Source organism: Vibrio sp. VB16 (genome assembly GCF_015594925.2).
Classification (GTDB): Bacteria; Pseudomonadota; Gammaproteobacteria; order Enterobacterales; family Vibrionaceae; genus Vibrio.
In genome coordinates, this window is sequence record NZ_CP087590.1 from 3,145,566 (window position 1) to 3,164,082 (window position 18,517).

Genomic DNA, 18,517 nt, shown 5'->3' on the forward strand with positions numbered 1-18,517 from the left:
TGGCTAAGTAAGAAGCTATTCTTAATGTTCATGGAACGATACTAGGTACCGTTCCATGACTTATTTACGTTTTATGCCGGAATATACAAACCCACGACAAACAAAATATTCAATAAAATACCAGTAAGAATCGCGGCTACCGCTGGTGACGCAATCTTTAACACTGGACGACCTAGAACTTCATTTAAGTAGTAAAGTATGGCGAATATAGTGAACCCAGTGGTTCCCCCCATTTTCATTACCGCCAAGACACCACCAATGAGTAAGGCAAATTCCATTAAGGTATTCATACTGTCACGAATATTGTCCGAAGCATTACGGATAGAAGGGAAATGCTCTAGGTAACGACCTATGCTACGGAGTAACATAATCTCCAAACAAATAGTCACCGCACCCAATGCCGCAGCAATTGGAACGTTAGGGGCCAAGTAACCAACAACAAAAACAAAGGTAAACCCAACCACACCATAGACACCAGTAGCTAAAGCAGTGGTTGCAATGAGAGGAATAAACCCTAGTCCACGCATAAACTCGGACAAAGCAACTTGGTTTATTGCTTCTTTCTGAGCAACAACATCATCTAATTTATACGCATCCGCTAAAGAATAGATAGAGACTTCTGAACCCGCGAAAATACCAGAGGCTGCCGCTGCAGAGATCAATGCTCCCGTCACCGCCAAATAAGGCATGTTTTTGTAGATACGTTTACTGCGTTCTTCAAACAGGCCTCGTATACCACTCATATCTGGAGGCATAATGCCGTTAGCTTTGTCTTGCATATCTTTGCGAACAGCGATTCCAACAAGCAAAACCATACCCACGAAGATTTGAATGGACTCAGGATAGATCCCTGTATATTTTATGATCAATAGGCGAGAGACCAATATTACGAGGGCTGATATTGCACCTGCTTTCCATCCAAATTGATAAAAAATAGCAAGTAGTGGAAAGAGCGCAAATGCCGACATTACTGGTGTTCCAAGTTCACCTAAAGCCCCTAAAGCGTCAATAGGCAAACCAGTCAACACGGTATTTACCGCTGCAAGACTCGTTACCACTAAGACTCCCCAAACGGCACCACCAAGGGCGGCAATAATCCGGCTTCCAACCATCACACCGATAATGTCCGTAGGAAGAAAAAGTAACCAAGGGTTCAACAACCCGGTGGATAGTGTAAAAGATATACCTACTGAGGCCACAAAACCGATAGATAAGCCAAAAGCAACAGAGCCTGCATCACGGCGGTTCATGTTTCCTTCAATTACTTGTGGCAAGATTGGGCGTATACCATCATGAAATACGGCCGCTGACATGTTCGCTAGTAAGGCTGTCATTGCACACAAAGATGCAATCAAAGCAACATTCATAATGTCCATTTTAAGCCTCTTTCGCTAACAGAGTAACAAGCATAGGAATCGCATGTTCTACGTGTTCAATGGATACCCCAAATGCCTTTTTTCCTTCACTAAGGAACTGTATGATTTGGTCTTCTTTAGCTCTAAATGCTGGCTTTGCTATTGTGCAGGACTCATTAAAACCAATGAGGGCAATAGCCATACTTAAAGCTGCACCAGCACCTGTATTGCAAGCACCGATGTAATAATCCAACTCCCCAGATTTCACTTTCATAGCGGCGTCCATATCATTTAAAATATGACACTCAAATACACCAGGCACAGTTCGTTCAATTTGTTCTTTTATTTGTTCGCGCTGTAATCCAGCTATCGCAATTTTTTTCATAATAATTTCTCTATATTTTTGTCATTCATTCATTTGATCTTAAAAAAACGAGCAGGATTATTTTTAAGCATCATCTCAATTTGAACTTCGCTAATCCCTTGGTCCAATAATTTCGGTACAAATGATTCGATCAGATAGGCAAAACCTAACCCGTCATTAGCTTTGAGATGTGAACGTCTAGTGATATCCATCGATAACATCAATTGCTTCACGTAACCTCGATTAATAAGCCCTACAATCACCTCTACTCGTTTGGAATCAGGGTAATAGGAATTTTTTCCTATCGTATCTATTTGCACATAACATCCTTGTTCAAGCAGCCATATCAGATCATCAAAATTGTCCCTTAGATCACAATGGCCAATGGTTACATTACTTAAGTTCACCCCATTTTCTCGTAGTAAAGTCGCCTGTTGTCGACCCATGGTACTAAAGGAGGTATGAGTCGAAATTGGACATCCTGTTTGCAAATGAGCAATAGCAGCAGCCTTAAACACCTTTTGCTCTGTTTTGGTAAACACATCTTTACTGCTGCCTATTTCACCAATCAAAGAAGCTTTTAGAGACGAACCTTCAATGCCACTTTCAATTTCAGCTATCATGGTTTGAGCTATATCTTCGACTGACATCGAATCAAGATACTCTGGAAAAAAGCCTTCCATGTAATAGCCTGTTGACATCAAAATGTTCATACCAGTGTCTTTGATTAAACCTTCAATAAAATGAGGATTTCTTCCCATAAAAAAATTGGTTACTTCGATAATGTTACAAACCCCAATTTTTTTAAGTTCTAATAATTCCTGTTTAATCGGTTCATATTGATCCAACTTACAATCGATATCTTGTTTTTGTACTGATAGGTCTATATGCAAGTGCTCATGGCAGTATGTAAAACCATTACTATTATCCGGCATCGTTACACCTTATTTCGTCTATTTTCACAAAGTGACGCTAAATTAAAAATGAAAAAACTATTTTCCTCGATTGGTGCATTTTCCAATTTCATGAGTGTACAGACTTTGTTATTCATATCGATAATCCCTGCGTAATTCTCACATGCCTTGATTTCTACCATGAACTCTTCGTCTAAACCTTGTGCCACTGATTCATTTGACCTTATTCTGTCTGCCGCTCTTGCTAAGTGAGTCATCGCGATTTGATATTGGTCATCCTCTGGATTCAAGCCCCATTCTTTATTCAAATGTGCTACAACCGACTGCACCCCATCATATGCATCTTGCGAAATTACATTTGAATTTAGCAAGATTAGCATCCTTTCCTTCATTGTATTCCCTCAATAAGTTGGCACTATTTTTCCTGATATCACTTGATTTTGGTGATCTAATATCTCAGGAATATTAATAATATTGGTTAACATCGTTTTTAAATAACGTGAATTCTTTCGCACCATAAGCACCCCTATAGATGCTTTAGAAAAATCAGCTTCTTTATCTAAAGGTGCTTCACATAATCCGAGAGATTCTATTGAATCTTGTCTTGATGCGTACCAGATTGCTGCGTCTATTTCACCATCTGAAATCTTTTTAAGACATTCATTATACGGAGTCGAAATCACTTCTATATCATCGTTCTGATAGTACATTTCTGTTAACAGCTTCTGATCAGGAGATTCAGGGTCGACTCCAACACGTCTAATTGTACCTTTCTCTCCTAGTCGATATATCAATCGATGCTCAGGAACATAACTATGAATACCAAGTTCAATGGCGATATCCAACTCCCCTTCAGCTATATACTTTTCAGAAGCCAACTTAGACATAATTGCAATGTCATAAACACCATTTTTTAAACATTCCGCTCTAACACCCGCGCCTCTCATATGAGCAAAATAGAGTGGTACTGTCAGTATCTGTTGCTTTAGTCCCGACGCAAGGCCTTCATAATGTTTTGTATAAGGCAATGGCATCGCACAAACGATATTTCCAATATCTGAAAGCTCAACTAAACACTTATAATCTAGAGCAGAAATAATAGTACCATTACGTCCTTGTCTGCTTAGGTGTACGGCATTTTCATTCTCAATGTGCTTTATTGCTTTTGCTACATAACCTACAGAACAACCAATTTCTTCAGATAGTTCATCGATAGTTTTTAATCTATCACTGACTTTTGTAGTGAGCAGGTAACGAGCAATTTGAATTATCGCTGTCCCATTTTTTTTAATATAATTAGTTGTCATTTTTAATATTCATTTTTTTGAGGATTTAATCCTAATTGAAAAGTTGAGTTAAAAAAGTATGGTTGATCACATTTTCAAAATGTATATTTAACGAACAACACATTCCAACCAGATAAGATTAAGGTTATTCATAGAAAGTGGATTGAATAATTCATGATAAATGCGCATAAACACGACTTATTTTTGTTGTTTATAGGGGCAACTATAAGTAGTGTGAATCCAATCCCCATAATTGATACAAGGAAGAGCATGCGTAAGTCATTAAGAGATAAAGTCATAACTATATGCAACAAAAAGATCGAGCAAAAAGGGGATGTTGTGGGTGTTTCATTTTATGCCTTCTTTGCCAATAAAAATGATGACCCAGAGTTACTTATGGAAGCAGCTACATGGTGGATTAAAACCCATAAACTAAACCATTTCGAAAAAGCCAACAAAATCATTGCGATGGTTGAATCAGGTCAATAATGATTTTTAATTTTCAATGTATGCATAATTCAATACAATACGTTTGATATTATTAGAAAAGTTCAGAATCAGGAAGAAAATGAAACACCACCAAGGTTTCACACTTATAGAGCTTGTCGTCGTTATTGTCATACTCGGTATTCTTGCCGTTGTCGCCGCACCAAGATTTTTAAACCTTCAAACTGAAGCACGAATAGCTAGCGTACAAGCGTTAACTGGTGCATTAAATTCAGGGGCCTCATTGGTTCATTCCAAAGCGGCAGTCGATGGTTTAAATACAGGCAATGCCGAGCTTGATGTGAACGGTGACGGTACAGAAGATATTTCGTTGCGAGCAGGGTACCCACGAGTAAAATCAGATTGCGCGAATTTCATAGAGGACATGGGGTATTGGGTTTCTCTCGATTTTAGCCTTAGCTGTAATACCGACGACGATTCGGATTGGTATGGCTACGCGAGTCAGAATATATTCTATTTTCTACCGAGTGGGTTTTCTAGTATCGATGAACAGTGTTACGTGACGTATACAACCGCCTCTGAATATGACAGCACTTCTGGAACGTGGGTAGATACTAGTTCCGCCACTATTATATCCACTACTGATGGTTGCTAGGCATTAATACATAAAAAGCCAACAGACCGGAATCTATTGGCTTTTCAACGTTTAAAACAATATGAGATTAGTCGTTTCTGCCTTCGCGAGAATCAAAATGGTAATCAACATTCACGATAGCGCGATATGAGATTTCACCGCGAGCTTCAGAAAACTCTTCAATATTAACAACCGTGTCGTCAATTTTAAGGTTAGTTATTTTGCTTTCTCCGATTGGTGCTAGTTTGAAATGCAATTCAGAATAAGATGCAGTGTCTAGTGCATCGACAGTATCAAAACCTGCTTCATACGCAGCCGCTTTAGACTCAAAACCCGCTGTTAATAGGTTTGTTTCGCTATAAACCGTTTGATTGCCGGCAAATGCTGATGCGCTCATTAATACAGTTGCTGCTAAAATAGTTAAATTTTTCATCTTATTTACCCTCAAAGTGTCTGTTAAAAATGAGTGACTGCTTGTTGGGGTGAAAGCCCCTCCCACTCGGTGAAGCTATTACACACTATTTTTATGTGATATTCATCACACAAAAGCACCATTCATCATGGGTGATTTAGCATCAATAAAATGAAAGTTTTTCCGAATTCCGTATTTGGGCAATAGGATACGCCAAAAATGGGTGTAATGGAGTACCAAGCTTTCCCATCAATAACACTGACCTTGTCAGCATCTGGAGTCTCGCTATTTAGCCTCTGCACGCTCTAGAATACGCTGTAATCTCGGTCGACTAATCTTTAGTACCTCGCAGGCTTTGCCTTTATGACCATCGACGTCATCGAGTACTTTTTGTACATGGTCTAGTTCGATATCTTCCAAGCTTAACGACCTAGAAATTTGTGTGTCTCCTGTTACTCTCTCTACCTCAACAGTGCGAATATCCTCGAACAATTCAACCGTTAAAATATCACCTGGGCACAGCGCCACGGCTTTAGTAAGCGTATTCTCAAGTTCTCTTACATTACCTGGCCAATCATACTGTCGCAGCATATCCATTGCCTCAATGGCGACCTTAGACACCTTTGTTCCAAGCTCTTTGTTTGCCCTTGCAAGTAAGCTCGGAATCAAATCATCTAGGTCTTCTCTTCTTTCTCGTAATGATGGCAAATGCACTCGAACGACCTGCAATCGGTAAAAAAGATCTTCTCTGAACTGCTTTTGACTTATTTTGGTCTCGAAATCAATATTGGTCGCCGAGATAATTCTCGCACTGCTTTTAACGGACTGCTTGCTGCCTATTGGAACAAATTCTTTTTCTTGTAGCACTCTAAGCAGCTTAGCTTGGATTGTCGGTGATAGCTCCCCTACTTCATCAAGAAAAAGTGTCCCACCATTAGCCATTTCAAACTTACCAATTTGATCCGATATCGCACCAGTAAATGCGCCCTTTTTGTGTCCAAACATCTCCGATTCCAACAAGCTTTCGACTAAAGCAGCGCAATTAAGAGCAACAAATGGCGCATCTTTCACTGTACCTGCATTGTGCATCGCTCTGGCAACCATCTCTTTGCCTGTCCCTGATTCTCCGGTAATCATGACGGATGCATTGGTATGAGCAACTCTGCCAATGGTTTTATATATCTGTTTCATCGCATTAGATGAACCAACCATAGAATTTCCGTAGGTATCTGGTATCAGTACGGCGTTTTGATGGCTTGATGCTTGGTATTCAATCGCTACCGTTACCGCACTGTCCAATTCATCTATATCTATTGGTTTATGGATATATTCATCCGCGCCTTGTTGCATCGCTTCAATGGTACTATCCATATCGTGAAAAGCAGTAATCATTATCACTCTGGCGTTTTTGCAACATTGTTTAAATTCTGGTAACCCCTCGAGTCCAGATTTTCCCTCCATTCTTATATCAAGGATGATGACATCTGGTTGAAACCGTTTTGCCATTGCAACACCTACATCTACACAGTTTGCAACTTGGACATCAAACGATAAAGATTGGTAGTGGAGCTGAAGCGTACGGCTTATTCCATTATCATCATCAACAATTAACATCTTATTCATTGAATCGTATTTCCTTCGTTCGGCATCTGTTTTGGTGCCGTGGGTAACCGGATGCGGGTCATTGTTCCCATTGGGATCATTGGCGAAATCTGAATCTGACCTTCATGGCTATCTATTATTCTTTTTACTATTGAAAGCCCCAATCCAGTTCCTTTTGCTTTCGTCGTAAAGAACGGTTCAAACACCTTATCAGACATACAAGGGTCGATCGGTTCTCCATTATTTTCAATACTAATGATCAACTCCGTGTTTGATTCTGTAATCAGGATATTAGACAGAACTTTGACTTTCCCCCCTTCAATACCCGTTGCGGCTTGGATAGAGTTTATCAATATATTTTGAATTGCTTGGCGCATTTTTATTGGATCGATATAGGCCGTAGGTAAGTTCGGTAGCAATGCTACGTCAATTGAGACACAGGCCTCTTTTGCCAGTTTCTGTTGGCTCGCGACGGTCGTATCGATTATTTTATTTATATCTAACCACAGTGGTTGTATCTGATCTGGCCGAGAATAAGCGAGTAACTCTTCCAATATCGCTTCCATATACCTGACTTGTTCAAGAGATATTTCAAACATCTCATTTTTATTCTTTCTTTCTTGTATCTGAAGTACCATTTTTATTGAGCTAAGTGGATTTCTCAGGTCATGCGCTATCATATTGACCACTTTGCCAATTTCCGCTAATTTCTCGTGTTGAATACGTTCATTCGTCTGCCTTTCAACCTCTTTAGCTAACCGCTTTTCTTCGGTGATATCTTGCTTAACAGCAACATAATAAAGTGTTCTATTTTCGATATCTTTTACCGGAGAGATGCGCGCACGTTCCCAAAACAGATCACCATTTTTTTTCCGATTGTGAAATTCACCCCGCCACTCTTTACCCGCTTTTAGTATTGACCATAGGTTATTGTACTCATCTGATTCCATTTCACCCGATTGAAGAAATTTGGGTGCTCTTCCCACCACTTCCTCTCTACTGTATCCAGAAAGCTCACAAAAAACTGGGTTTACGTAAACGATCTTACCTTCCAAATCCGTGATCATGACTGAGCTTTGACTACTTTCAACGGCGTGACTAAGTTGTTGTAGCTGATCTTGCGCCATTTTCTGCTCAGTTACATCTTCACCTAGAAGCGTTAAGGTGACGGCTTTCTCTTTAGATTCCGTAAAGGTTGATGTCCAAGAGACCAGATGAACCTCACCAGATTTACTCAATACAACGCTTTCACTTTGAGGTTGATGCGTTTGCTGACGAATAGTTTCGTCCAATGCCTCTTGAGCTTGAGATTGTAATTCATCCGGGATAAACCGTTTTATCCATGAGTGTCCTATGACCTCGGTTCTTCGATAACCGACCAGAGATAAAAAATAATCATTACAAAAAGTAATGACTCCCGACCGATTGATGCTAACAGCTGCTAATTGAATGTTTTCTAAAGTATGTCGGAATTGCTGCTCATACTGCTGTTGATAGGTTAAATAGCGAGTCTGAACTCGATATCGACTAAAAATGAATGCCACAATACCCACGACCACAAAGAAAACTGCATAAATGAACGTATATTTTTCACCAAATGCCACCCTAGAGAGATTAAATCGACTCTCTGGAAACTCAGAAATAATCGTCCACTTACCATTATTCGGTGCCAATACTTGTGCAAAAGTATAAAAGTTTTCGTGGTCTAATAATTGCCCTTTATCTAAAGTGCTTAGCTGATCAAGTACGCGAGATGGGATGTCATTTTTTGTATCGATGGCATAACTCACATCCCCACTGTCCGTTGGGTGAATAACAGCAACACCTTGTGGATTGAATAGATAAACGTGATTAATAAAACTCGGCGCAACGGTAAACAATTTGTTGATTAACTGTGTGCCTTTATAATTAAGAATAATCACCCCGATCCGACGACCTTTGGCTGTAAACACAGGTGTTCCAACTCGGATCGTAGGATTTAAGGGCTTTTGAATTACCCCGCCCTCTACGTTCAGATCCATAGGCGAGATATACACCTGCCCTTTCGCTAACTGATTAGAATATTGCCAGTAATATCGATGTGCTTTGTTTTGCAGCTCCTTGGAGCCAACAATGGAAATATCGCCATTGATATTATTTACTCGAAGACGCTCCCATCCGTCAATGTCCACATAGCGTATCTGGTCATAGTTTTGGTTGTTTGTGCTCATTTGAATAAAATATTGTTCTAGATCTTGCAGGGGCTCTGAGTGTCTAGAAACGATCTGACTAGACACATAAGAGAGATTTTTTGCATCCGCTGACATGCGTGTCAGCGTTTCACCTAACACCTCTTCTATTAAATCGACGATGACTCTTTCATTATGGAGCGCATACTGTTCATCATTATCGATACTAAGAATATAATGAGTACTCATCACGATTGCCAAAGCCAGATAAGCAGGCAATAACCACAACAGCAATTCCGTCGTAAAAACTCGTTTTCCTGGAAGAATGTTCTCGTTTTCCATAAGAATCGCTAATTACTTTTTATTAACAAGAATAATAATATAAACCAAGTTACAACAAATCGTCTGTGCGTTTCATCGTACAAAACAAAATGACACGTACAGACCCTAGTCATTTACACCATCAGAGCACCCATAAGTTTAATGGCATTTGGTTGATGATGATCTCTGAGTGAGTGTAACCGATTCGCTAGAATATCAATCGCTTCTGCATTACATTCCTCTTTTAACAATACAAATTCCGCCGCTTTAAGACACGCGTCATCATCTATAGCCACCTCTATCAATCTGGTGAGCGAAATGTCTACTTTATTGCTATTGAGTGCGGCGAGTTTAAGGGCCTGCTTTTTCACCCCAGAAGAGGGGTCCACTAGGCATTTATTGATCAGGAATGAAACGGCATCTCTCTGATTTTGTTTCACCTTAGGCATATGAGCTTCCAAAGAGGTGAGGCTACAGAGTCGAACGTGTTCATTCTTGTCTGTCAAAGCGTAAAGCAGTAATGGAATCGCTTTGCTTGCAGGCATGTTTGCCAGCAAGCTAATGGCCGATTGCTTGGTTAAGTCGTCACCATGATAGACACTGTTCCCTGCGGCTCCTAACCCATTGTTGACCTCTTTACTCTCTGGACGCGCCATTTTAATACGTTTAAGCGACTGAAATATTTCTCTTAACTCATTGGGCTGTGCACCAAGGACCGAGTCAACAAGCCATTGAGCGCTTTCTTCCGAATGTGATAACCCTAAAGATTTAAGTGCCAATATTTTATTTGATAACGAAGGTAACTTGGCTATTTTTCGACGATTCAGATCAAGCTTCTCTGCACTATCAAAGTTATCTTTGACCAACTGCGCATACTCTTCTAATTCAGAATCCAGCCCTTCAACCATTTCGACAATGCGTTGCTGCTGCTCTGGTTCATCTTTATCTGGGGTAAGTTCTGACTCTATATTGGCTTGCTGAATAGCCCCCAATGTAGAGTTTGGTGTGTTCACAACATTGAGTGGCGTATCAATTTTTGCTTCGTATTGACTCAGCAATAACCCCAACTCTACTTCAGATTGCGCTTCTTCCTTCACAGGATTATCAGAAACACTTACCTCTTCGCTAACATCACGTTCATCGGACGATTCGACAACCTCAACGTCAATTGGATTCGCGTAAGCATCAACGCCAAATAGCGCGTTTTTGATTAACTGTTTACAAGCAGGGTATTCGGAACCGGCAAGCGCATCATAAGCCGCTTGCCTAATACTCACGTTGTATTGGCATTCTAGTGTCTGTTCATCTATCCGAGTGATATAGTTTTGCAACGCGGTCAATAACGACTTTTCGTAACCGTTTATTTTCGAGGCTTGACGAATCATTGCGGTTAAAGAAGCCGTATCTGATTCGCTTGATTTCATTGCATTTTTGTACAGTTCGAGTAGCGTTTCTGTTTGTGCATCGGTAAGCGTTGATACCAATAAAAGGTTGGTAATATTAAGCAGTGAATGCGATGTCGAAACCACTAATAATTCTAACACTCTATAGGTATTTTCTTCTGTTAACGCACCAGAGTTACTTAGTAACTCAAACAAAAGCGGTCTAGCATTTATTTCAGCACGTTCGATATAATTTATCAGTCTGTCTTGGTCTATATCTGGCGCTAAGCTAAATTGAGTCAAGGCAAGAGTTGCGGCTTTCTGAACGCTAAAATCACTGTCTTGTAAACAGGTAACAATGTCCCAGAAATACTCGCTTGCTGCTTTTTGAGCAATGCCTTCTATCGATAGTTTTCTTATCACCGCGTCTTCCGAACATAGTTGCTTAAACAAAAAAACGGTGGCAATGGACTCTTCACTAAATGTCAGTGACTTGACTAATTTTCGTTTAGAAGCGGAAGAGGACGTTGAAAGTTGATCAATAACCCAACGAACATCATGGCGTGCGATACCCTGATACAATTTTGACTCAAGCTCAGGTTCTGGATCTAACTCGAGTATTTTCTTAAATATTGCTACAAACTCTGGTTTACTATATTTGGCTAAACTGGCTACGGCCTTTAGCTGAATATCCCACCAATCGTCCCAATCACTATTACTTCCCCAGCTATCTTCAGCCGCCCGACCATTAGCCAGATCGATAAATAATGCTTCTACTTTCGGGCTCTCAATCAAATTTTCTAACGCATCCAACGCAGCGAGTCTTGCATCTGCTTCTGGGTGTAATGTGGCGACTTCGATTAATCGTATTACGTCGCCAACCGATAATCTTGCAAGGGCTGTTGCACTGTCAACCACCACATCTGGGTCTTCGTGATAAAGGTTATCGTTTAATACCGCTTCCACAAGCGGCAACGTGTCTGGCGTCAATGCGTTAGGGCTTAAGGCTCTAGCGCTATAACATCGCTGCGCTTCATCACCACTATTTAGCAACTCAACAAGCGTGCTAATTGGCGTACTATTTTTATTTTTTGGCATGTCGACGGTAGGACAATGTGTTTCAGTTACTTGCATCAGTGAATCCTTGCTGTACAGAGTAACCAACACAGTAAGCATTAAGCATGCCGGAAGATTTTATTCTTTGATTACAGCAAGTTAATGCAAGGTAATCCCGCTCATTTATTCGCAAGCCGAAAATATTTAACGTTTCGTTAAGAGCCATCGATAAAAATTCAACGAAACGTTAAATTTTCGCCAATGAGATCTACCTCTCAAACACAAGTATCCCATTGTAAACATTACGTTTTATTATCATAAAAAAGTTGGCTCAAATTATGCTCATACAGCTGCGAAGATAATTAAAAATATTCGTAGTGATAATTTAATCATATACGGAACTAGCTGGAAGCTAAGGAGCATAACAATGAGAAAAATGCTAATCCTTGCTGCAACTGTCAGTATCTCCTGTTCTGTATGGAGCCAAACCGATAAGACACAGTTTGGCCCTCTACCTGAACTCAAAATAGATACTGCAAAAGCAGAACTTGGAAAACGCCTATTCTTTGATAATCGATTGTCTGGTAATACCGCCCTCTCTTGCGCGTCTTGTCATGTGCCTGAAAATGGCTATGCACATCCAGATGCTCTCGGACCTGCTTACACAGGCAGCAAAGGATTTAGAAACATCCCTACACTTATCAACACTGTCTACAAAAAATCTTGGTTTCATGATGGTCGAATTGGCACCAACTTAAATGATGTCACCCGTGAAAACATCACCGAAGATTGGTTGATGAATATGGACATGCGATTGATGCAGGAGCGTCTTAAGCAGGATCCCATCTATGTGGCAATGTTTAAAGATGCTGGTTATGGTGAACCGTCAAATGGTTCTGTCCGTAAAGCCATTCCAGAGTATTTAAAGACTCTGACATCAAACCGTACCCCTTTTGATCAATCGAAACTTAGCACGTCAGCAGAATCAGGTTTTGACCTGTTTGTAGGAAAAGCAGGCTGCTCATCTTGTCACAATGGTCCATTGTTTAGTGATGGCAAGCCTTACAACACTGGTGTACCTGAAAACCTCGATATATTCCAAGACCCAATGCGTCACCAAACTTTTATTGCCTTCAATATGTTTATGGGTACCGAGAATTACATGAACCTGAAGCGTGATGTCGGCGCTTATGTGCAAACGCACAAAGTGGATGGCAGCGATATGGGGAAATTTATGACCCCTACACTACGCGAGCTGAAACAAACCGCACCATATATGCACAACGGTATGATAGCGACCCTCCAAGAGGTCGTCGCATTCTACAACCAGGGTGGTGGCGAGGATTCAAATAAAGACTCCCGCATCAAGCCTCTTAATCTGACTGTTCAGGAACAGAAAGACCTAGTCGCGTTTTTGGAATCCCTTTCAAGCGAACCTTTAACAACCGGTGCGCATGTATGGAAAACCAATGACTACGACTACAAGTTGATTTCTGACTGGCGCAACGTGAAAAATTAGGAGGACGAGATGAAAACACAATCAATCACCTTGTCTGCTCTAGCTTTAGTCGTGCTCACTATGACCGCACTTCCCGCTAGCGCAAATCAAGCAGCAGCGAAAGCTGATAAGCAAGAAGCCACAAAAGCGGATGAAATAGCCGCCTCTCTTCCTCCTGTTACATTAGATGGGAAGCAATACCCGGCATTGGCTCCGTTAGGAACGGTACCGACACCAAAGGACAACCCAACAACCCCAGAGAAAGTGGCTTTAGGATACCAGCTTTTTTTTGATGGCCGTTTAGGGGGAGATACCTCAACACCTTGTTCTGCATGCCACAACCCCGCTCTCGGCTGGGATTTTCCTACTGACTTGTCATTAGGTTACCCGGGTACTGTTCACTGGAGAAACAGCCAAACCATCATCAACTCAGCCTATTACCAAAAGCTCTTCTGGGCAGGATCCTCTAAGTCACTTGAAGGGCAAGCAAAAAGTGCCGCGAAAGGAGGAGTAGCAGGCAACGGTGAAGACGATTTAATGGAGGCTAGATTAGCGTTAGTACCTGAGTATGTGAAACAATTTAATACCGTATTCGGTGATAACTATCCAAAGGTAAGTAACGCATGGAAAGCCGTGGCAGCATTCGAGCGTACCTTAGTACAAACGGATACACCGTTAGACAATTATCTTTTAGGCGACAAAAATTCACTCTCTAAAATGCAGCTAAATGGTAAAGCACTATTTGAAGGTAAAGCGCAATGTATAGCTTGCCATAACGGCGCTCTCGCATCTGATCAGAAAAACTATAACGTTGGGGTACCCACTAACCTTCGTTGGGAAAGTGACCCGTTGGCTCAGATTACATTCCGTTATGAACTCTATGCAAAAGGTTCTAACGAGAAAATGTACCGTGAGACGAAAGCCGATCCTGGTGTTTACTTCCGAGGTAAACGCAAAGAGATGAAAGGTAAATTTCGTACACCAAGCATTCGTTATACCAAATATAGCGCACCTTATATGCACAACGGTACGATTGCTACTTTGGCCGATGTAGTGGACTTTTATGACCGTGGGGGGGTAGCAAAAGATGGTCGAACGACTGACTTCCTTCAGACCAAGAGCCCACTCATTAAACCATTAGGTTTAACCAAGGAAGAAAAAGCCGAGCTCCTTGCATTTCTCGATGCATTCTCTGGTGACCGAATCACAATGGATTATCCAAAGATCCCTGAATATCAACCTCTATTCACAGAGAAAGAGTTGATGGAGGTGAAAAAATGAGTGTAATTAACAAAACTGACGCTCTGGGAAAGAACAACGAGAGCGCCAACGAGCATAACAAATGCATGATGTCTCGTCGTGATTTCCTAATCTATAGCGGTGCAACAGCAGGTACGGCAAGTGTTATGTCATTAACGCTGTTTCCTGGTACTGCCCAAGCTAAAAAAACACAAGCACGGGTTGTCGGTTACCCAAGGCAATTATTGGGCAAGCTTAGTGACCTTAAAAACAACAAACCAATCTATTTTAATTACCCGGACAATGGACCAAATTCTCAAGGCATTTTAGTGAAGATGGGCGTTCCCGCGGGTGGTGGACTTGGGCCGAAACAGGACGTCGTTGGTTTTTCTCTCATGTGTACTCACCAAGGTGGTCCATTAAATGGCCAATATAAAGTGGTTGGCGAACATAGGGTGCTCGGGCAATGCCCTTTCCATCTATCAACTTTCGATATGCGTCGACACGGCATTATTGTCTCAGGTCAAGCATACGAAAGCCTCCCACAAGTTTTACTAGAGTTGGATGGTGATGAGATCTACGCAGTAGGCATTATGGGTCTGTTATTTGGACGAACAGAAAATCTTATCGCGATGCAGGAGGCGTAATCATGACGACTAATTTTTATATCCCGGAAGATCACGCACCATTACCACCGAAAGACGCTGAAGTCATCACTACGGCTTGCGACTATTGTATTGTGGCATGTGGGTACAAAGTCTATCGCTGGCCATTGGAGCAAATGAATGGCGGCATGAAAGCGGACGAAAATGCTTTTGGCATTAATTTTCCAAGTGCCCCTCTACAAGCTTGGGTCGCCCCGGCTCAACATAATGTCGTGATGCATGAAGGCAAACCTCATAACATTATTGTTGTTCCCGATAAAGACACCAAAGCGGTAAACAAAAATGGTGACTCTTCTATGCGCGGTGGTCTATTGGCTCAAAAGCTATATAACCCATCGACAGGAACACGTGACCGCTTAACTCAACCTCTCGTTCGTATTGGGGGGACCTTACAGCCTGTACCGTGGGACTTCGCACTCGATATTGCCGCGGAAGTAGGAAAGCATGTCATTGATACTCATGGCTCAAATGCCTACGGTGTCAAAACTTATTCTTATCAGTACATTGAGAATACCTATGCCATCACTAAGTATGCGCTAAGGCATGTCAATACCGCTAATTTCACCTTCCATGACACACCATCGGATGTCACCTCTACACCAGGTTTTCGTGATGCGGGTTTCGATAATTTTGGACCAAGTTACGATGACTGGGGGGCAGCCGATACTTTAATGATCTGTGGCACCGACCCTTACGAAACAAAAACCATTATTTTCACACAGTACATTATGCCAGCCGTACAACGCGGCATGAAAACCGTGATACTAAATCCTCGTGAAACTGCAGGCATTGCTTGGCTGAAAAAACAGGGTGGCTTACACATCGACGTCAACCCTGGTTCGGACAATCTTGTTGTCGGAGCCATTCTCCGAGTGATTTTGGAGAATGGTTGGGAAGACAGCGAGTGGATTCAGAACTGGGTAAACAACAAGTGGGAATCTAGCTCTGGCTTTGGTCAAGGTACGCGTAACACGCCTTGGCAATGGAGAACAACGTGGGGCAAATTCCAAACTGACGGCTTCGAAGGTTACAAAAAATGGAACCTAGAACAAAAAGAATATGATCCAATATACGCGGCTGGCATGGCAGGTGTGGATGTAGATAAGATCTACAAAGCCGCAGAAATGCTCGCCAAGCCAGTCAATGGAGTAAGACCAAAAGCCTCTATCGGTATAGAAAAAGGCTTCTACTGGTCAAACAATACCGGCAATACCAACGCCATTTCTTCTCTCGCTACCGTGATTGGTACTGGTGGACGCGAAGGCAGAGTCATCGGTCGATTTGGTGGTCACCAGCGAGGCGGGCAATCTGGTGGTAAATTACCGCGAAATAAGTCGCCTGAAAAAGTGCCAGGCAGACGTCGTCGTGCTATCGATACTGACCGCTACACCTACTCTGGTCATACACGTTTTGCACATGTTATTGGTACAACATGGATTCAGGCGATGTGTGGTAGCCAAGGACTTCAGAAGAAGTTTTGGGAGCTAACGGTCGCTAACCCGCATCAGGTTTACTCACATGACAAACAGGAGATCATCGATACTCTGAAAAAGCGAGCCGATTCTGGTGGCATGGTAGTGATCAACCAAGATATCTACCTACGTGACCCCATCGGTGCCAAATTTGCCGATATTGTATTTCCAGCCGCGACGTGGGGTGAAGTTGACTTTATGCGCGCCAATGGTGAGCGCCGTCTTCGCCTTTATCAAAGGTTTGCAGATGCGCCGGGACATGCAAAGCCAGATTGGTGGATCATATCTCAACTTGCCACGCGAATGGGATACGACGGCTTTGATTGGAACAACTCAAACGATGTAGCCGAAGAAGCCTCTCGCTTTAGTCGTGGTAGCCGTAAAGATTTCCATATGATCAAAGTTGCCGCTCATGCCGAAGGGAAAACCTTACATGAGAAGCTACGTGAATACGGAACGGACGGAATACAGGGGCCGGTTTTCTACAACTATGATACGAAAGAACTTGTTGGTACAAAGCGACTGCATGATACCGAAATGTCGATGGAATCTTTAGCAGAAAAGGGCTTAACCAATGGTCCACAAGGTGCGAATGTACTGAAAAAGCAATTAACGGCTTTCAACAGTCAAACCGGTAAAGTGAACCTACAGAAACACCCTTGGGAGCTGTTTAGCGATTTCTACGCTTGGTTACAACCAAAAGAAGAAGAACTCTGGTTCTCTAACGGGCGGATCAATGAGATCTGGCAGTCCGGCTTCGATGATGTGGAAAGGCGTGCATATGTGATGCAACGTTGGCCTGAAAATTGGGTTGAAATTCATCCTGATGATGCCGCAAAACGTGGTATTGAGTCTGGCGATCAGGTGATGATGTATTCAAACCGAGTCGCAAACTTTAAAGACACGATTCTTGGTGTTCATGGCAATGACTTCCAGTTTAGTAAACTGATGGAAAATGGTCATATTCAGCTTGATAAAGCCGCCGTAACCGCCGTTGCGATAGTGACCCCCGCCGTGAAGAAAGGTGTGTTATACGCCAATATGATTGACATGCGTCAACCGTCAAATGCTTTGACGACGCGTGTTGTCGACCAAATTAGTGGTAACTACAACTATAAAATGGGCGTCGCTAATATTAAGAAACTAGGAGAATCTAAGTACAAGAGTGAGTTCCGCGCATTCTCATTTGCACCACGTAATATTGTGTAAGGCGACCGCCACCAACGAGTACCATGTCACCGTCACCCCCTAAGAACCTGGGGGTGACAGTGAACAATTGGATATGATGGGTCGCCAATAATTAATTTCAATCTCCTTGCCCTCTATTCGTTCAAGGAATTCAATAAAAGGACGTATTTATGTTTAAAAGCAGTGCGCTATTGTGTGCAGGCTTACTATTTGGTTTTGCCTCTACGGCTGTTGTTGCTGGTGATATTGAAGCCGGGAAAGCAAAATCGGCAACCTGTTTAGCATGTCATGGTGCGAACGGTATTTCGGTCGTTGATCTTTATCCAAACCTTGCTGGACAAAAGAAAGCCTACTTGGTGAAGCAGATCAAAGCATTTAAGAGTGGGGATCGTAAAGACCCGACAATGACAGCGATGGTCGCCGCACTCAACGATGCAGATATCGAGAATCTAGCGGAATACTATTCCAGTATGAAATAACATCAAATGACAGAAAGTGTTCAGTATGAGCGCTT

The 18,517-nt window shown here is 42.0% G+C and carries 16 protein-coding genes; 7 read left to right on the forward strand and 9 right to left on the reverse strand.

Annotated features, from left to right (window positions below; genetic code table 11):
* Positions 1-71 precede the first annotated feature (71 nt).
* The 5 genes from IUZ65_RS14350 to yhfZ are packed head-to-tail and all read right to left on the reverse strand — an operon-like array spanning position 72 to position 3,940.
* Positions 72-1,376 (reverse strand): YhfT family protein, encoded by a 1,305-nt coding sequence (locus IUZ65_RS14350; RefSeq protein WP_195704360.1) that lies wholly within the window; start codon positions 1,374-1,376, stop codon positions 72-74.
* Position 1,377: 1 nt separating this feature from the next.
* On the reverse strand, positions 1,378-1,740 hold the full coding sequence (locus IUZ65_RS14355) for a DUF2620 domain-containing protein (protein WP_195704361.1): 363 nt from the start codon (positions 1,738-1,740) through the stop codon (positions 1,378-1,380).
* A 29-nt stretch (positions 1,741-1,769) separates the two neighbouring features.
* Positions 1,770-2,654 (reverse strand): phosphotriesterase-related protein, encoded by an 885-nt coding sequence (locus IUZ65_RS14360; RefSeq protein ID WP_195704362.1) that lies wholly within the window; start codon positions 2,652-2,654, stop codon positions 1,770-1,772.
* Between the two features lie 2 nt (positions 2,655-2,656).
* Positions 2,657-3,004 (reverse strand): hypothetical protein, encoded by a 348-nt coding sequence (locus tag IUZ65_RS14365; protein WP_195704363.1) that lies wholly within the window; start codon positions 3,002-3,004, stop codon positions 2,657-2,659.
* Positions 3,005-3,034: 30 nt separating this feature from the next.
* Positions 3,035-3,940, reverse strand: a complete 906-nt coding sequence (yhfZ, locus tag IUZ65_RS14370) for a GntR family transcriptional regulator YhfZ (protein ID WP_195704364.1) — start codon at positions 3,938-3,940, stop codon at positions 3,035-3,037.
* A gap of 249 nt (positions 3,941-4,189) precedes the next feature.
* Between yhfZ and IUZ65_RS14375 the strand changes: the two genes are divergently transcribed.
* Entirely contained in the window at positions 4,190-4,408 is a 219-nt protein-coding gene (locus IUZ65_RS14375) for a DUF6500 family protein (RefSeq protein WP_195704365.1), read from the forward strand.
* A 79-nt stretch (positions 4,409-4,487) separates the two neighbouring features.
* Positions 4,488-5,021, forward strand: coding sequence for a pilus assembly FimT family protein (locus IUZ65_RS23420; RefSeq protein ID WP_195704366.1), 534 nt, complete (start codon positions 4,488-4,490; stop codon positions 5,019-5,021).
* A 67-nt stretch (positions 5,022-5,088) separates the two neighbouring features.
* Here IUZ65_RS23420 and IUZ65_RS14385 read toward each other — a convergent pair whose 3' ends face one another.
* The 4 genes from IUZ65_RS14385 to IUZ65_RS14400 all read right to left on the reverse strand — a co-directional run bounded on the left by IUZ65_RS14385 (position 5,089) and on the right by IUZ65_RS14400 (position 12,019).
* Positions 5,089-5,433 (reverse strand): DUF3316 domain-containing protein, encoded by a 345-nt coding sequence (locus IUZ65_RS14385; RefSeq protein WP_195704367.1) that lies wholly within the window; start codon positions 5,431-5,433, stop codon positions 5,089-5,091.
* 264 nt (positions 5,434-5,697) lie between these two features.
* The gene (locus tag IUZ65_RS14390) at positions 5,698-7,035 is read right to left on the reverse strand and encodes a sigma-54-dependent transcriptional regulator (RefSeq protein WP_195704368.1); all 1,338 of its coding nucleotides are present in this window, start codon (positions 7,033-7,035) and stop codon (positions 5,698-5,700) included.
* Positions 7,032-9,524: a PAS domain S-box protein gene (locus IUZ65_RS14395; protein WP_195704369.1), complete on the reverse strand. Its 2,493-nt coding sequence runs from the start codon at positions 9,522-9,524 to the stop codon at positions 7,032-7,034. Before IUZ65_RS14395 ends, IUZ65_RS14390 begins: the two co-directional genes overlap by 4 nt.
* A gap of 113 nt (positions 9,525-9,637) precedes the next feature.
* Positions 9,638-12,019, reverse strand: coding sequence for a HEAT repeat domain-containing protein (locus tag IUZ65_RS14400; protein WP_195704370.1), 2,382 nt, complete (start codon positions 12,017-12,019; stop codon positions 9,638-9,640).
* Between the two features lie 349 nt (positions 12,020-12,368).
* Here IUZ65_RS14400 and IUZ65_RS14405 point away from each other — a divergent pair, with 349 nt between their 5' ends.
* From IUZ65_RS14405 to IUZ65_RS14425, 5 genes are all read left to right on the forward strand, one after another.
* Positions 12,369-13,460: a cytochrome-c peroxidase gene (locus IUZ65_RS14405; protein WP_195704371.1), complete on the forward strand. Its 1,092-nt coding sequence runs from the start codon at positions 12,369-12,371 to the stop codon at positions 13,458-13,460.
* A gap of 9 nt (positions 13,461-13,469) precedes the next feature.
* Positions 13,470-14,720 carry a cytochrome-c peroxidase gene (locus tag IUZ65_RS14410; protein WP_195704372.1) on the forward strand — a complete coding sequence of 417 codons (1,251 nt, stop codon included), beginning with the start codon at positions 13,470-13,472 and terminating at the stop codon, positions 14,718-14,720.
* Complete coding sequence (locus IUZ65_RS14415; RefSeq protein ID WP_443083715.1) at positions 14,717-15,325, forward strand: arsenate reductase (azurin) small subunit; 609 nt, start codon at positions 14,717-14,719, stop codon at positions 15,323-15,325. The genes IUZ65_RS14410 and IUZ65_RS14415 overlap by 4 nt, the downstream gene beginning before the upstream one ends.
* A gap of 2 nt (positions 15,326-15,327) precedes the next feature.
* Complete coding sequence (locus IUZ65_RS14420; RefSeq protein WP_195704373.1) at positions 15,328-18,024, forward strand: molybdopterin-dependent oxidoreductase; 2,697 nt, start codon at positions 15,328-15,330, stop codon at positions 18,022-18,024.
* A 149-nt stretch (positions 18,025-18,173) separates the two neighbouring features.
* Entirely contained in the window at positions 18,174-18,482 is a 309-nt protein-coding gene (locus tag IUZ65_RS14425) for a c-type cytochrome (RefSeq protein ID WP_195704374.1), read from the forward strand.
* Positions 18,483-18,517: the final 35 nt, after the last annotated feature.

Coding starts and splice junctions, on each gene's coding strand:
- IUZ65_RS14350 (WP_195704360.1), bottom strand. CDS start 1,376: ATGGACATTATGAATGTTGCTTTGATTGCATCTTTGTGTGCAATGACA.
- IUZ65_RS14355 (WP_195704361.1), bottom strand. CDS start 1,740: ATGAAAAAAATTGCGATAGCTGGATTACAGCGCGAACAAATAAAAGAA.
- IUZ65_RS14360 (WP_195704362.1), bottom strand. CDS start 2,654: ATGCCGGATAATAGTAATGGTTTTACATACTGCCATGAGCACTTGCAT.
- yhfZ (WP_195704364.1), bottom strand. CDS start 3,940: ATGACAACTAATTATATTAAAAAAAATGGGACAGCGATAATTCAAATT.
- IUZ65_RS14375 (WP_195704365.1), top strand. CDS start 4,190: ATGCGTAAGTCATTAAGAGATAAAGTCATAACTATATGCAACAAAAAG.
- IUZ65_RS23420 (WP_195704366.1), top strand. CDS start 4,488: ATGAAACACCACCAAGGTTTCACACTTATAGAGCTTGTCGTCGTTATT.
- IUZ65_RS14385 (WP_195704367.1), bottom strand. CDS start 5,433: ATGAAAAATTTAACTATTTTAGCAGCAACTGTATTAATGAGCGCATCA.
- IUZ65_RS14390 (WP_195704368.1), bottom strand. CDS start 7,035: ATGAATAAGATGTTAATTGTTGATGATGATAATGGAATAAGCCGTACG.
- IUZ65_RS14395 (WP_195704369.1), bottom strand. CDS start 9,524: ATGGAAAACGAGAACATTCTTCCAGGAAAACGAGTTTTTACGACGGAA.
- IUZ65_RS14400 (WP_195704370.1), bottom strand. CDS start 12,019: ATGCAAGTAACTGAAACACATTGTCCTACCGTCGACATGCCAAAAAAT.
- IUZ65_RS14405 (WP_195704371.1), top strand. CDS start 12,369: ATGAGAAAAATGCTAATCCTTGCTGCAACTGTCAGTATCTCCTGTTCT.
- IUZ65_RS14410 (WP_195704372.1), top strand. CDS start 13,470: ATGAAAACACAATCAATCACCTTGTCTGCTCTAGCTTTAGTCGTGCTC.
- IUZ65_RS14415 (WP_443083715.1), top strand. CDS start 14,717: ATGAGTGTAATTAACAAAACTGACGCTCTGGGAAAGAACAACGAGAGC.
- IUZ65_RS14420 (WP_195704373.1), top strand. CDS start 15,328: ATGACGACTAATTTTTATATCCCGGAAGATCACGCACCATTACCACCG.
- IUZ65_RS14425 (WP_195704374.1), top strand. CDS start 18,174: ATGTTTAAAAGCAGTGCGCTATTGTGTGCAGGCTTACTATTTGGTTTT.